Source organism: Ellagibacter isourolithinifaciens (genome assembly GCF_008831035.1).
Classification (GTDB): Bacteria; Actinomycetota; Coriobacteriia; order Coriobacteriales; family Eggerthellaceae; genus Ellagibacter; species Ellagibacter isourolithinifaciens.
Genome location: NZ_WAJR01000001.1, coordinates 158,758 through 172,369, shown reverse-complemented (window position 1 = coordinate 172,369; position 13,612 = coordinate 158,758). Strand labels below are relative to the sequence as shown.

13 protein-coding genes are annotated in these 13,612 nt (G+C 62.0%); 3 read left to right on the top strand and 10 right to left on the bottom strand.

The features are described from left to right. Nucleotides 1-83: 83 nt before the first annotated feature. The 10 genes from dapB to F8C90_RS00700 form a co-directional block, all read right to left on the bottom strand. Nucleotides 84-860 (bottom strand): 4-hydroxy-tetrahydrodipicolinate reductase, encoded by a 777-nt coding sequence (dapB, locus tag F8C90_RS00745; protein WP_158048530.1) that lies wholly within the window; start codon nucleotides 858-860, stop codon nucleotides 84-86. A gap of 38 nt (nucleotides 861-898) precedes the next feature. After that, the gene (locus F8C90_RS00740) at nucleotides 899-3,121 is read right to left on the bottom strand and encodes a polyribonucleotide nucleotidyltransferase (protein ID WP_158048529.1); all 2,223 of its coding nucleotides are present in this window, start codon (nucleotides 3,119-3,121) and stop codon (nucleotides 899-901) included. Between the two features lie 165 nt (nucleotides 3,122-3,286). Then, nucleotides 3,287-3,574: a 30S ribosomal protein S15 gene (gene rpsO / locus F8C90_RS00735; RefSeq protein WP_158048528.1), complete on the bottom strand. Its 288-nt coding sequence runs from the start codon at nucleotides 3,572-3,574 to the stop codon at nucleotides 3,287-3,289. A gap of 178 nt (nucleotides 3,575-3,752) precedes the next feature. Continuing rightward, nucleotides 3,753-4,001, bottom strand: a complete 249-nt coding sequence (locus tag F8C90_RS00730) for a TIGR03905 family TSCPD domain-containing protein (RefSeq protein ID WP_158048527.1) — start codon at nucleotides 3,999-4,001, stop codon at nucleotides 3,753-3,755. 15 nt (nucleotides 4,002-4,016) lie between these two features. After that, nucleotides 4,017-4,793 (bottom strand): DNA repair protein RecO, encoded by a 777-nt coding sequence (gene recO / locus F8C90_RS00725; protein WP_158048526.1) that lies wholly within the window; start codon nucleotides 4,791-4,793, stop codon nucleotides 4,017-4,019. 5 nt (nucleotides 4,794-4,798) lie between these two features. Next, nucleotides 4,799-6,403: a PASTA domain-containing protein gene (locus F8C90_RS00720; protein WP_158048525.1), complete on the bottom strand. Its 1,605-nt coding sequence runs from the start codon at nucleotides 6,401-6,403 to the stop codon at nucleotides 4,799-4,801. Between the two features lie 126 nt (nucleotides 6,404-6,529). Next, nucleotides 6,530-7,435, bottom strand: a complete 906-nt coding sequence (gene era / locus F8C90_RS00715) for a GTPase Era (RefSeq protein WP_158048616.1) — start codon at nucleotides 7,433-7,435, stop codon at nucleotides 6,530-6,532. Between the two features lie 2 nt (nucleotides 7,436-7,437). Continuing rightward, entirely contained in the window at nucleotides 7,438-7,797 is a 360-nt protein-coding gene (locus tag F8C90_RS00710; RefSeq protein WP_158048524.1) for a diacylglycerol kinase family protein, read from the bottom strand. Beyond that, nucleotides 7,798-8,328, bottom strand: coding sequence for an rRNA maturation RNase YbeY (gene ybeY / locus F8C90_RS00705; RefSeq protein WP_158048523.1), 531 nt, complete (start codon nucleotides 8,326-8,328; stop codon nucleotides 7,798-7,800). It lies immediately after the preceding gene. 19 nt (nucleotides 8,329-8,347) lie between these two features. Beyond that, complete coding sequence (locus tag F8C90_RS00700; protein ID WP_158048522.1) at nucleotides 8,348-9,298, bottom strand: PhoH family protein; 951 nt, start codon at nucleotides 9,296-9,298, stop codon at nucleotides 8,348-8,350. A gap of 80 nt (nucleotides 9,299-9,378) precedes the next feature. Between F8C90_RS00700 and F8C90_RS00695 the strand changes: the two genes are divergently transcribed. From F8C90_RS00695 to F8C90_RS00685, 3 genes are read left to right on the top strand one after another with little or no spacing between them, the layout of a single operon-like run. Continuing rightward, complete coding sequence (locus tag F8C90_RS00695; RefSeq protein ID WP_158048521.1) at nucleotides 9,379-10,248, top strand: methylenetetrahydrofolate reductase; 870 nt, start codon at nucleotides 9,379-9,381, stop codon at nucleotides 10,246-10,248. Beyond that, entirely contained in the window at nucleotides 10,238-11,023 is a 786-nt protein-coding gene (locus F8C90_RS00690; protein WP_170264477.1) for a vitamin B12 dependent methionine synthase, read from the top strand. Before F8C90_RS00695 ends, F8C90_RS00690 begins: the two co-directional genes overlap by 11 nt. Continuing rightward, nucleotides 11,016-13,544, top strand: a complete 2,529-nt coding sequence (locus F8C90_RS00685) for a homocysteine S-methyltransferase family protein (RefSeq protein ID WP_158048519.1) — start codon at nucleotides 11,016-11,018, stop codon at nucleotides 13,542-13,544. The genes F8C90_RS00690 and F8C90_RS00685 overlap by 8 nt, the downstream gene beginning before the upstream one ends. Nucleotides 13,545-13,612: the final 68 nt, after the last annotated feature.

The following is a 13,612-nucleotide window of genomic DNA, read 5'->3' as shown; positions in this document are numbered from 1 at the left end:
CCATGCATGCGCCTCCCCGCCATAAAGGCAAGGAGGCGAACATATGCTCGATTTATCTATTATGCCAAAGTGCGCAGGGCGGATTACGCCTCATGCATGAAGTTCTCCAAACCTACAATCAGGCCCTCACGAGCACCGACGCTCCTGATACCCAGCAAAACGCCAGGCATGTAGGACGCTCGATCCCAGGAGTCGTGGCGGATGGTGAGCGTCTGCCCCATCGATCCGAAGACGACCTCCTGGCTCGCGACGTAACCCATCGAACGTACGGAGTGCACCGGAACACCCGAGACAAGCGCACCGCGCGCACCTTCGGCCCCTGGAAGCTCCGTCTCAGCCCCGGGTGCCTCGCTCGCGCGGCCGCTTCGCGCATCTGAGATGATCTGCGCCGTGCGCATGGCCGTGCCCGAAGGCGCGTCCTTCTTGTTGCAATGGTGCATCTCGATGACTTCCGCCTCGGGAAAGTAAGGGGCTGCCGCCTTGGCGAACTCCATCATGAGCACCGCGCCTGTCGTGAAGTTCGGGGCGTAGAACAAGCATGTCCCGGAAGGCGCAAGCGCAGCGAGTTCGGTGAGCTTTTCATCGGAGAGCCCTGTCGTGCCGACGACGCAATCGATGCCGGCGGGCAGCGCGCAGCGAAGGTTTCCCTCGATAACGCTCGGCTGCGTGAAATCGACGACGACGTCGAACCCACCAGCAGCCACGGCCTCCTCCATCGAGGAGTAGACCGTGAACGATGCCCCCTCCTTGGGGAAGGGGTCGATGCCGCAGGCGACTTCCATATCGTCTGCGGCGCTCACGGCGTCGATGACCGCCGAACCCATGCGGCCGAAGCATCCAGAAACAGCTACTTTAATCATGGTGTCTCCGTTTCTCATGCAGTCGGATAGTGCGTGATTTAGGCTTCGTGGCGACGGCGCGGCGTGCGGCCGTTGCTCGAGCGCTGGCTGCGGCCGGGGCGCATGTCGCGCTCACCGCGATCATTGTTGTTGCGGTGAGAATGCTCGCGTCCGTTGTCGGCGGAACCTTCCGGGGCATCGGGCTTGTCGAGTCGATCGAGCGAGATCTTGCCCGTCTTCGGGTCGACCTCGAGGACTTGCACCTTCACGATGTCGCCCAGGGAGAGGACATCTTCAACCTTGCCCACGCGGCCGTTGGCGACGCGGGAGATGTGGAGCAGGCCGTCCTTGCCCGGCGTGAGCTTCACGAAGGCGCCGAAGTCCTTGATACCGACGACTTCGCCCTCGTAGACCTCGCCGACCTCGGGCTCCTTCACGATGCCCAAGATCATGGCCTTGGCAGCCTCGCCGGCCTTGCCCTCGACTGCAGCGATGTGGATGGTGCCGTCTTCCTGGATGTCGATGTTGGCGCCCGTCTCCTCCTGGATGCCGCGGACGACCTTGCCGCCAGAGCCGATGACGTCGCGGATCTTGTCGACGGGAATGTGGATGGTTTCGATGCGCGGCGCGGTGTCGCGAAGCTCAGCGCGGGGCTCGGGCAGCTTCTCGAGCATAGCGCTCAGGATGAATGCGCGACCTTCGTGTGCCTGCTTGAGCGCGCGGGCGAGGATGTCCACGGACAGGCCCTTGGCCTTGTTGTCCATCTGAAGTGCGGTGATGCCCTTCGACGTGCCGCAAACCTTAAAGTCCATGTCGCCGAGGAAGTCCTCGAGGCCTTGGATATCGGAAAGGATAACGACGTCGTCGCCTTCCTTGATGAGACCCATGGCGATGCCGGAGACGGGGGCCTTGATGGGTACGCCCGCATCCATGAGCGCGAGAGTGGAGCCGCAGGTGGAAGCCATCGAAGAAGAACCGTTGGACTCCATGATCTCGGAGACCACGCGGATGGCGTAGGGGAACTCGTCCTCGGAGGGGATCACGGGCAGAAGTGCGCGCTCAGCGAGGGCGCCGTGGCCGATTTCTCGGCGCTTCGGGGAGCCCATGCGGCCGACTTCGCCGGTGCAGTACGGCGGGAAGTTGTACTGGTGCATGTAGCGCTTGCCCTCGACCGGCTCGATGGTGTCGAGGCGCTGCCACTCGTTGAGCATGCCGAGCGTGCAGATGGAGAGCGCTTGGGTCTGGCCGCGCTGGAAGAGGCCGGAGCCGTGAACGCGGGGCAGGTAGCCAGGAACGATGTGAAGCGGGCGAATCTCGTCCGGGCGGCGGCCGTCGGCGCGCTCGCCGGTCTCGATGACCATCTTGCGCATGGCCTTCTTCTCGAGCTTCTTAAGCGCAGCAGCGATGTCGGAGCCCCAGCTTGCGCGCTCTTCGTCGGAGAACTCGTTGGTGGTGATCTCGGCCTTTAGATCCTCGACCTTGCCCATGCGCGAGAGCTTGTCGGCGTCTTTGAGCGCTGCGGACATGCGATCGAAGTATGGCTCGACGCGTTCGGCAATTTCAGGAGCGGGGGTATGGAGCTTGTACTCCATCGGAGTGGGATTGACCTTGGCGATGAACTCTGCCTGCTTGTCGCAGAACGCGGCGATCGCTTCCTGGCCGAAGGTCATGGCAGCGAGCATGTCCTCTTCCGAGATTTCCTTAGCGCCCGCTTCGACCATGGAGATGTAGTCCTTGGTGCCGGCAATGGTGAGGTCGAGGTCGGAGTTGGCGTCCTCCTCGTAGGTGGGGTTGACGATGAACTCGCCCGTTTCGGCGTTGCGGCCGATTTTGACACAGGCGGCAGGGCCGTCGAAGGGGGCACCGCCGACAAGCAGTGCCGCCGACGCGCCGCCGACGCAGATGACGTCAGGCTGATTCTCGCCGTCGCACACGAGCGTCGTTGCGACGATGTGGACCTCGTTTTTGTAGCCGTCGGGGAAACCGGGGCGGATCGGACGGTCGATCATACGAGCGTTTAAGGTGCCCTTCTCGGAGGGACGCGCCTCGCGCTTCAAGTAACCGCCGGGGATGCGGCCGACGGAGTACATCTTCTCGATGTAGTCGACCGTGAGGGGGAAGAAGTCGTAGTCTTTCTCCTGCTTGGAGACGACGGCGGTCACGAGGATCGTGGTGTCGCCTTGGGTGACCAGCACGGCACCGGTTGCCTGCTTGGCCAGCTCGCCAGTCTCGAAGCGGTACTGCTTACCGTACAGCTCGAAGGATTCGACGATCTTTTCCATGTGTTTCTTTCTTTCTCTTAGCCTCATGCGCCCTATTGCGCCTGAGCTTCTTCGGCTGCGGGGTACTCACATTCCCCCGCTTCCACGAGCGCGCCCGCCGAATGCGATGCGCGACCGCCTTGCATATAGCACGGGACCCGCAAGTTGCGGGCCCACGTTCCAAGCTTAGATGTTGTCGCGAATACCGAGCTTCTTGATGAGTGCGCGGTACTCTTCGATGTCGCGCTCCTTGATGTGCTTCAGGAGGCCGCGACGCTTACCGATGAGCTTCATCAGGCCACGACGGGTGTGATTGTCCTTCTTGTGGGACTTCAGATGCTCGGTAAGATTGCGAATGCGCTCGGAGAGGATGGCGACCTGGACCTCGGCGGAGCCGGAGTCGTTGTCGGACTTACCGAATTCCTTGATGAGTTCGGCGGTCTTCTCCTTGGAGATGCTGAGCTTTGTTGCCATTTGTTTTCCACCTTTCAAGTATCTAAGCTCTCGATCGTCCCGGGTAGGCAAGCGGGTGGCGCATGCGAACTAGGGGCGAACCAGCTGCCGTTATGGCAGCCTGCTTATTGTAATGGGACGTCTTCGGTGCGGCAAGCGAGACAAGGAGCATTCCCACCTGTTCTGCACAATCTGGCCGTTATTCGGCAGATTTCGCCTCGCGAAGGGCGTGGCAAAGCTGGTCAGCGCACGAAGTGGAACGATTGCCGCAGGTGTTTCCATCGAGGATCGAGCAGACCTCGGCGATGTCTTTGCCCTCGACAAGCTTGGAAATTGCCTTCAGGTTGCCGTTGCATCCACCGATGAAGTCGACATGCTTGATCTTGTCGCCCTCGACCTCAACGTTGATGGCGCGGGAGCAAACCCCTTTGGTGCGATAGGTGTACATTTCTTCCTCTTTCCGTCATTTCGATTCGTAAAGCCCGCTCGTGAACATAAACGAGAGCGAGCGAAGCCTACAGCCGACATGCTCGAGGCACCATCGCTGGCACAGATCGAGCACCGAGAACGCCTCGCGTACCCCCATGCGCGCGCATGCGATGTCGGAGAACGTCGAGCGCAGAAGGAAGTTCGACCATTCGGCGGTTTGGGCGTCGATGTAGCCAGCTTCCGTATGGACACGACAGTGCGAGCATATCACACCGCCTTCGCGCGGGGAGAAGGCAAGCGAGCCGTCTGGCAGGGGCGTCACGGGATTTCCGCAAGCGGCACACTCGGAGAGTACGGGTCGCACACCGGTCATGGCGAACGCCTTCAAAAGATGGCCGGCAGCGATTGAAGGCGCGCCTGCGGCGTCTGAGTCGCACATCGCCCGAAGCGCGGTCTGCGTCATCGCGAAGAGGTTCGGGCATTCGAGGCCCGCCTGCGTGGTGCGTTCGACGAGCTCAGCTATAGGGGCGGCGGCGGAGGTGCGCTCGATGTCGCCACGCAGGGCGGCGTTGCCTTCGACGAGGCGCGCCTCAGACACCACATCGAGCGAGCGGCCCTTCGCGCAGAGGACGTCTGCCACCGAGAAGAGTTCGAGCCGCGAGGCGAAGCTGCTTTTCGGCTTGCGCGCCCCCTTGGCGACCGCGCGAAGCTGAGAGCCGTCCTCGGCGAGAAGGGTGAGGATAAGGTCGCTCTCCCGCAGCTTCGTCTTGCGCACGACGATGACGCGCGCGGTGTAGGTGGGGTGTGCCACGAGCGCTACTTCTTAAGCGATGGATTGCTGGAGGCAATGCTGTTGTCCGAGTTCCACTTGATGGTGCCCGACTTCTGCTCCGCCGAGCCGTAAATCGTGCCGAAAAACAGCGTGTTTTCGAACTTCTTGGCGGTGATTGTGTAGCTCACGCGCCCGTCGCCCTCGTAGTTTACACTGTCACAGGAGACCACCTCGTAGTTAATGCCGTCCACGACAACGGTAGCGCCCTTGCTGAAAAAGGCATAGGTTTCTGAGATGAGCTCCTTTTCGCGCGATTTCGACACGGTAATCGTCACGGTGGATCCCGATTTCAGCTTCGTTTCGGCAGCGGGATCGGTGGAGAGCACCGTGCCCTCGGAGCCGTCTTCAGAATACTTGGTTGCGACCTCGACAGCGTAGCCCGCTTCCTTGAGCGCGGCAGTGGCGTCGTCCTGTGATTTGCCGGTGACGTCAGGCACAACGTAGGACTCGGCAACCGTGACGGTCACGGCGGTTGCCGACTTCACTTTCGTGCCTGCTTGAGGCTCGACTTCGAGCACAGTGCCCTCGGTCTCGTCCGATTTCACCGTCTTGAACGTAACGTTGCCAAGCCCTTCCTTCTCAAAGGCAGCCTTCGCCTCATCTTGGGTGCTCCCCACGATGTCGGGGACGGCACGCGGGGTTGCAATGGAGACGTTCACCGTGGTGCCGCTGGGAACGCGCGAACCTGCAGCGGGGTCGGTGATGAGAACGATGCCCTCGACCTCATCCGATTTCACCTGCGACGTGTCGACGGCAAATCCCTTGCTCTCGAGGAGCCAAATCGCGTCAGCCTGGGCCTCCCCCGACACATCGGGCACGGTCTTTCCGCCCCAAAGCTCCATCGAATAAGTGACGCCGATTGCCGCGGCGGCGAGGATGGCCACAACGACGACCGCAACGATCGCGCGGGTTCTACGGGCAGCCTTGCATTTCTTCGCTTCCTTCTCGGCGTCGGGCGACTCGTATTTCTTCTGGGCAGGCGCGGGCTCGCCTTCGATTTTGGGAAGCTCCATCGTATCGCCGGAGCGCCACGAGCGCGCAGGCGGGACATAGCTCGAGTCGACAAGCCGCTCGAAGCCCGATAGGTCGACGGTATTCGCTGCGTTCAGGTCGATCTTGCGCGTCTGCTCGCTGGCGAGCGAATCGCTTCCACCGGATTGAGCAATGTCGATGCGCGGCAGGGCTTCATCGAGCGCCTCACGTTCAGCGTCGTCAATCGCGTCATGCGAGGCCGCCTGCCCGTCGGGGGTTTGCCCGAGCTCCTCGTCTTCTGCTTCCTCGATATCTTGCAATTCTGCGGCATCGTCGATGAAATCGGGGTCATCTTCGTCGATGAGCTTGAAGGAGTTAGTCTCATCGACACCAGATATCTTCGGGTCCGCAGCATTCAGGGGCGTGACGGCGTCGATGACCTGCGTCTTGTCCGCATCATCCGCCTCTTCGCGCCCATTGAGCTCCTGTGCATCGCCGAGGGCCACCGCGTCGATGACCTGCGTTTTGTCTGCACACGAGAGTAGAGGGCTCCCGCATTCATTGCAGAATTTAGCTCCTTCGCGATTTTCGCTTTGGCAATGAGGGCAGATCATCATGCGCGCATTCTCCCGTTCAAACGTCTCATCTGCGTTATTGTAGCTGAACGGACGTCGGTATTTCGGCGTCGCTGCTCACTCCGTCCGATACGCGACAATACCTGCACAAAGCGAAGGCCGCGAGAATTAAGCGCCCTCGCCGTAGCCGAAGCGGCGAATCTGCGTGGCGTCACGACGCCAGTTCTTCTTCACCTTTACGTTCAAATCGAGGAACACGCGGCAGCCGAGCAGCTGCTCGAGATCGGCTCGTGCCTCGCTGCCGATGCGCTTGATCGCAGCGCCCTTCTTCCCGATAATCATGCCTTTTTGGCTGTCGCGCTCGACGTAGATAGTGGCGAAGATGCGCTGAAGGTCCTTCTTCTTCTCGTACTGCATGTTATCGACGGCGACGCCGATCGAGTGCGGCACCTCATCGTGGAACGAGCGCAGGATCTTCTCGCGGATAAACTCGGCGATCACGACTTCCATCGGCTGGTCGGTCTGCATGTCGGGCGGGAACCATGCGGGGCCTTCGGACAGGAAGAAGACGGCCTCCTCGACGAAGGCGTCGACGTTCGCGCCGCTGCGCGCAGAGAGCGCCACCATGGCGTCCCAGGTCATGAGGACTTCTGCTGCCTCGCGCTGTGCGGCGATCTGCTCGGGTGTGGCGATGTCGGTCTTGGAGAGCACGCAGATGCGGCGCGCCTTGCAGGCGGCGACCTGCTTGGCGACCCATTCATCGCCGCGGCCGATCGGTTGGGAGGCGTCAATCACCATGGCAACGACGTCGATGTCTTGTAGGCCTTTGAGCGCGGACTCGTTGAGCTCCTCTCCAAGGGCGTCGTGGGGCTTGTGGATGCCCGGCGTGTCGACGAGGATGAGCTGGAAATCGTCGCGCGTCAAGACAGCGCGGAAGCGGTGACGGGTCGTTTGGGCGGTCGAGGAGGTGATGGCGATCTTCTTGCCCATGATGGCGTTCAAAAGCGTCGACTTGCCCGCGTTCGGACGTCCGACAAGGGTGGCGAAACCCGACTTGAAGCCTTCTTTTTGCATTCCTAGCACAGAAATTCTCCGATCTTGGGGATGAAAACGATAGCGGCGACGACAACCGACGCTGCAGCGAGGATGAGAGCTGCTCCCGCCGCGCAGTCTTTGGCGTGCTTCGCGAGCACGTGGTATTCAGGTGACACCAGGTCGACGATGGCTTCGATCGCGGTGTTTGCGGTCTCAGCCGCCATGACCGCGCCGATGCAGATAACGATGGCGAGCCACGAGGGGGCGTCGATGCGTAGGGCAAACCCGAGCACAACGGCGGCAACGGCGAAACCGGAGTCTATGCGCATGTTCCGCTGCTTGAAGGCGAAAGCGACGCCCTCGGCTGCGCATCTGAAAGCATGAGGGAGCGATTGGGTCATCTAGTGCTCTCCCCTCACGAGCGCTCCCGGACCGTTCATCTCGCCGAAGATGGAAAGCTCGAGCCCTCGCTTGCTCGCCCAACCGCGAAGAAGCTCCGCCTCGCGCGACTCCATGACTTCGGCCTCGTCGTCTTCGATGTGATCGTAGCCGCACAGGTGCAAAAGGCCATGGACGAGAAGGACGCTCAGCTCGCCTTCGAAGGTGGTGCCGAACTGCTCGGTCTGCCGCTCGGCGACGTCGACCGCGACGATCACGTCTCCGAGCTCGAAGGGCATCCCAGAGATTTCGCCGTACTCTCCGCCCATCTCGTCGTCGAGTCCGTCGCATTCGAACGAAAGAACGTCAGTGGGACCGGTCTTTCCGCGGAATTCCCTGTTGAGACGGGCCATCTCAACGTCGTCAACGAAGCTCACGGAGGCCTCAGCGTTTTGCGGACAGTCCTCTTGGGAGAGCACGAAGGCGGCAAGCTCGGCGACGGGGACGCTCGCGATGAGGTCCTCCTTGTATTCGCAGTTCACTTCGATGTTCATGAAAACCTCCTTGCGCGCTTTAAGCGTCAGCTCGGTCGTAGGCGGCAACGATTGCGGCAACGAGGGAGTGGCGCACAACGTCTTTTCCGGAAAGGCGGCAAAACGACACGTCGTCGATGTCCCCAAGAACGCGCTCGGCGTCGGCAAGGCCCGAGCGCGACCCTGGAAGGTCCCGCTGCGTCAGGTCGCCGGTGACGACCATCTTCGAGTTGAAACCGAGCCTGGTCAGAAACATCTTCATCTGTTCTGGCGTGGTGTTTTGCGCCTCGTCGAGGATGATGAAGCTGTCGTTTAGCGTGCGCCCGCGCATAAAGGCGAGCGGCGCGATTTCGATGACCCCGCTGTCGATGAGGTCGTTGGCGCGCTCCATGTCGGTCATGTCGAAAAGCGCGTCGTAGAGTGGGCGGATATAGGGGTCGACTTTCTCGTTGATCGTACCCGGCAAAAAGCCCAGGTTCTCCCCCGCCTCAACGATGGGCCTGGTCAAGATGATGCGCCCAACTTCCTTGCGCTTGAGCGCAGCGACGGCCATCGCCATGGCGAGATAGGTCTTGCCCGTTCCCGCAGGACCGAGACCGAACGTGATGGTATGGGAGCGGATGGCGTCGACGTAGCGCTTCTGGCCCGCCGTCTTCGGTCTGATGGCTCGCCCGCGAAAGGTGAGCAAGATGTCCTCGCGCAGTGCCTGGGGCGAGAACTCCGCGCTGCGGAGAAGCTCGATCGAGCGCATGGCGTACTCGGGGGTCACTTCCTCGCCCCGTTCTGCAACCTTGATGAAGTCGGAGAAAAGGGCTGTAAGCGACTGCACTTCGCTTTGATCACCTGCGAGGATGATGAAATCGCCCCGCACGGTGATGCTCGCCTCAAAGGCCGATTCGACGACCCGCAGCGTCGAATCGGAGGGGCCGACGACAAGCGCCAAGTCAACGCTCGCCGGTGCAGTTAGTGTAATTTGCGTTTTGTCTGTCATGCTTGCCATTGTAGCATGCGGGCAACACGTTACCCTGATGCCCGACATTCACCACATCACTGGATGCAGAAGGAACTATCATGACCACGGTAAAGCAACTGTTCGATGAATCGCGAGCCGCTTCGCGTCCAACGCTCTCGTTCGAAATCTTCCCGCCAAAAGGCGATCTGGACCACCGTACCGCGCGCGAGGTTGCAGGAGGCCTCGCCCCTCTTGGCCCCGACTTCATTTCCGTCACCTACTCGGCGGGCGGCGGCGGCAACAAGCATTCCACCAACGATGTTGCAGAGATCATCCAGTCCGACTTCGACACGGTCTGCGTCGCACACCTCACCTGCGCTGGGGCGACCGCGTCTTCGATTGCGGCCTCCATCGAGGATTTGCGTGCGCACAACATCGAGAACGTCCTCGCATTGCGCGGTGATATCCCGGCAGGAGTTGAGCCCGCCGAGTTCCGCTTCGCGAAGGATCTTATCCCTACGCTTGCCGATGCCGGTTTTTGCGTGGGCGCTGCGGCGTATCCCGAGGGGCATATCGATTGCATCGACCCGAAGGTCAACATCGAGCACCTGAAGGAGAAGGTCGATGCGGGAGCGAGCTTCCTCGTCACGCAGCTGTTCTTCGACAACGATTATTTCTACCGTTTCCGCGAGCGTTGTACCTCCGCGCGGATTTATGCCCCGATCACCTGCGGCATCATGCCGTTTTTGAGTAAGCAGCAGATCCAGCGCATGGTGTTCATGTGCGGCGCCTCTCTTCCGAGCCCCATCATCAAGCTGCTCGCCCGCTACGAGGACGATCCCGCAAGCCTTCGTGCGGCTGGCATCGAGTATGCTTGCAAGCAGCTCGTCGACCTTGAGGAACACGGCGCGGACGGCCTTCATGTCTACACGATGAACCACCCCGACATCGCCCGCGCCTGCACCGAGGCGATACGCTGTGCCGGCTAGGAGCGACAGCGCTTCGCGTTTCGCTCGCTTCCTCGACGGGAAGCCGAAAAGTGCAACGTTTCCCTGCGCTCCGGCGGAAGGGTCTTTGCGACTCGACCGCGACGAGGCGCTCGGGTACCTTGGCTACGGCGACCAGGAACTCGATTGCGAGCTTGCTGCCCGCTTCGACGCGATAGCGCTCGAGTGCGAGGAGACGCTTTCGCCCGCCTACTCGTGGGCGGCGTTCGCCATCGAGCGCAACGTGCCTGATGGAGAAGGCGCAGGGGTGTATCTTTCGGGGACATTCGCTCGCCTTGAGGGAACGAGCATGGCGGCGCACATGGAAGGTGCTGCTGGTGTGGCGCTCCTCTCGTGCACGGCGGGAATGGCGTCAGAGCGCGCGATCGCCCGCTACCAAGCGACAAGCCCGACCGAGGCGCTTTTCTACAGCGCCTGCGCCTCCGCACTAGTGGAAGCGTGTGCGAACCGTGTCGAAGCCGAGGTGGTCGCAGAAGCGAGCGAGGCGGGGCTTCGCACCAATTGGCGTTTCAGCCCAGGCTACGGCGATGCGCCGCTGTCGATGCAGCCCGCTCTGCTGCGAGCGCTCGGCGCACCGGGGCGATTGGCGGTGAGCTGCACCGACAGCTTCCTGCTCGTGCCGTCGAAGAGCATCACGGCGGCGATCGGGCTTTTCGAGCCTGGAACGCGTGCGGCGGGCGTGAGGCGAAGCTGCGCCACGTGCTCGCTCGGGCAGGTATGCATGATACGAAAACAAGGGAGAACATGCCATGGCTAGTAACTTGAGCGGCCTTACCATCAAAGACGAGCACCTAAGGCGCGCACTCGAGGGGCGGGAGTACCTGCTCGTCGACGGTGCCATGGGAACACAGATGCAGGAGCGGGGCCTCGATGCGCTCGAAGCCGTCCCCGAGCTGCTCTGCAAGACTCATGCGGCCGATATCACGGCGATTCACGCGGCTTACATTGCGGCGGGCGCCGAGGTCGTCACGACCAACACGTTCAGCGCGAACCGCCTGAAGCTCGGCGATAAGATGAGCGTCGTGGAGGCGTACCAGCTAGCTGCCGACTGCGCGCGAGCTGCCGGTGCACCCTACATTGCGGGCGACATCGGCCCGACGGGCTCGCTGCTCGAGCCGATGGGAACGCTTTCCTTCGACGAGGCCTACGACATCTTCGCTGAACAGGTGCGTGCAGCTGTCGCCGCGGAATGCGACATCATTCTCGTCGAGACGATGGCGGATTTGCGCGAGGCGAAGGCCGCTCTGCTCGCGGCGCGCGAAAACTCGACGCTGCCGGTGTTCGTCACGATGACCTTCGGGGAAGACGGGAGAACGTTCCTCGGTACCACACCCGAGATCGCGGCGGAGGTTTTAAGCTCGCTCGGCGCGCAGGCGGTCGGTCTCAACTGCTCGCTTGGTCCTGCCGAGCTGACCGGTGCTGCGCGCGCCATGGCGTCCCGTGTGCGCTGCCCGCTCATGGCGCAGCCCAATGCCGGCTTGCCCCATATGGAAAATGGCGAGACCGTCTTCGACGTCGGTCCTGAGGAGTTCGCGCGAGCAATGGGCCCTCTGCTCGATGCCGGCGCGAGCATCGTCGGAGGCTGCTGCGGAACGAGCCCCCTATCGATTGAGCTGCTTTCAAAAGAAATCGCGCGCCGCGGGAAGCCTGCGCCACGCGCCTTCAAACCTGCCTGCGTTCTTGCGAGCGCCCAGGAAGCGGTTGTGCTTGAAAAGGGAAAACACGCTGTTGCCGTCATCGGCGAGCGCATCAACCCCACGGGCAAGAAGAAGCTTAAAGCCGCGCTGCGCTCGGGCGATCTGGACTACGTCATCGGCGAGGCGGTTACCCAGAGAAACTCAGGCGCCGATGTGCTCGACGTGAACGTCGGCCTTCCCGAGCTCGACGAGCCCGCCATGCTCTCCGCCGTCGTCGAGAAGCTCTCGGCCACGGTGACGCTGCCGCTCGTCATCGACTCGAGCAACCCCGACGCCATCGAGCGCGTGGTCCGCAGCTATGCAGGAAAGCCCCTCATCAACTCCGTAAACGGCAAGCGCGAGAGCCTCGACGCCGTGCTGCCGCTCGCCAAGAAGTATGGCTGTGCGATCATCGGGCTCGCTCTTGACGAATCGGGCATCCCGCCTACAGCCGAGGGCCGCTTTGCCGTTGCCGAGAAGATTGTCGCCGAGGCTGAGCGCATCGGGATCCCCCGCGAGGACATCGTGATTGACTGCCTCGTCATGGCCGTCGCCACAAATCAGAGCGAAGCGATGGAAATCGTGAAGGCGGTGTCGCTTGTCAAAGAGCGCCTCGGGGTGCGCACGGTGCTCGGCGTGTCCAACGTGAGCTTCGGCATCCCGCAGCGCGCGCTTCTGAACAGCACGTTTCTGGCGGCCGCTCTCGGCTGCGGGCTCGACTTCCCAATCCTTAACCCCTCTTCGGCGCGCTATATGGACACGGTGCACGCCTTCCGCGTCTTAAATATGCAAGATGAGGGCGCGGTTCGCTACATCGAGGACTACGCGAATGCGCCCGACCCCTACACGGCGCCCGCAGGCACGGCGGCGGCGCAGGCGGGAACCCTTCCGCAGCCGCAGCCCTCGAAGCCAACCGACGCCGCCTGCCCGATCGTCATACCGGAATCGCTCGCGCATGCATCGGGCGAGGTCGAGCAGGTCGTCAATCTCATCATGTCCGGACGTAAGGGCCCTATGGGAGAAATGACCGAGAAGCTGCTTGCGTCCTGCGATGCGCTCGACGTCGTGAACGGGGCATTCATCCCCGCGCTCGACGTCGTCGGCAAGAAGTTCGATGCGGGCGAGTTCTTCCTGCCTCAGCTCATGGCGTCGGCCGAGGCCGTGAAGGCAGGCTTCGACGTCGTGCGCGAGCATATGGGCGAATCGGGCGCCTCCCTCGATGACTGGCGCGCAATCGTTGTCGCGACCGTGAAGGGTGACATCCACGACATCGGCAAGAACATCGTGAAGATGCTGCTTGAAAATTACGGGTACCGCGTCATCGACCTGGGGCGCGACGTTGATCCGCGCGAGATTCTGCGCGTCGTGCGCGAGCAGAACGTCCGCCTCGTCGGCCTATCGGCCCTCATGACGACTACCGTGAAGGCGATGGAGGAGACGATAGAGCTGCTGCATCGCGAAGTGCCGGATTGCTCGGTGTTTGTCGGCGGTGCCGTGCTCACGCCCGAATACGCTGCGCAAATCCACGCCGACCACTACAGCAAGGACGCGGCAGATTCGGCGCGTTATGCGGAAGAATATTTCGCGAGCATCGGCCTGTAAGAAGCGCGCTGCGTCATACAATGCGAAGGAGCCTTCCCTTTCTCGTGTTCGGGAAAGGGAAGGCTCCT

Coding starts and splice junctions, on each gene's coding strand:
- dapB (WP_158048530.1), bottom strand. CDS start 860: ATGATTAAAGTAGCTGTTTCTGGATGCTTCGGCCGCATGGGTTCGGCG.
- F8C90_RS00740 (WP_158048529.1), bottom strand. CDS start 3,121: ATGGAAAAGATCGTCGAATCCTTCGAGCTGTACGGTAAGCAGTACCGC.
- rpsO (WP_158048528.1), bottom strand. CDS start 3,574: ATGGCAACAAAGCTCAGCATCTCCAAGGAGAAGACCGCCGAACTCATC.
- F8C90_RS00730 (WP_158048527.1), bottom strand. CDS start 4,001: ATGTACACCTATCGCACCAAAGGGGTTTGCTCCCGCGCCATCAACGTT.
- F8C90_RS00720 (WP_158048525.1), bottom strand. CDS start 6,403: ATGATGATCTGCCCTCATTGCCAAAGCGAAAATCGCGAAGGAGCTAAA.
- era (WP_158048616.1), bottom strand. CDS start 7,435: ATGCAAAAAGAAGGCTTCAAGTCGGGTTTCGCCACCCTTGTCGGACGT.
- F8C90_RS00710 (WP_158048524.1), bottom strand. CDS start 7,797: ATGACCCAATCGCTCCCTCATGCTTTCAGATGCGCAGCCGAGGGCGTC.
- ybeY (WP_158048523.1), bottom strand. CDS start 8,328: ATGAACATCGAAGTGAACTGCGAATACAAGGAGGACCTCATCGCGAGC.
- F8C90_RS00700 (WP_158048522.1), bottom strand. CDS start 9,298: ATGACAGACAAAACGCAAATTACACTAACTGCACCGGCGAGCGTTGAC.
- F8C90_RS00695 (WP_158048521.1), top strand. CDS start 9,379: ATGACCACGGTAAAGCAACTGTTCGATGAATCGCGAGCCGCTTCGCGT.
- F8C90_RS00685 (WP_158048519.1), top strand. CDS start 11,016: ATGGCTAGTAACTTGAGCGGCCTTACCATCAAAGACGAGCACCTAAGG.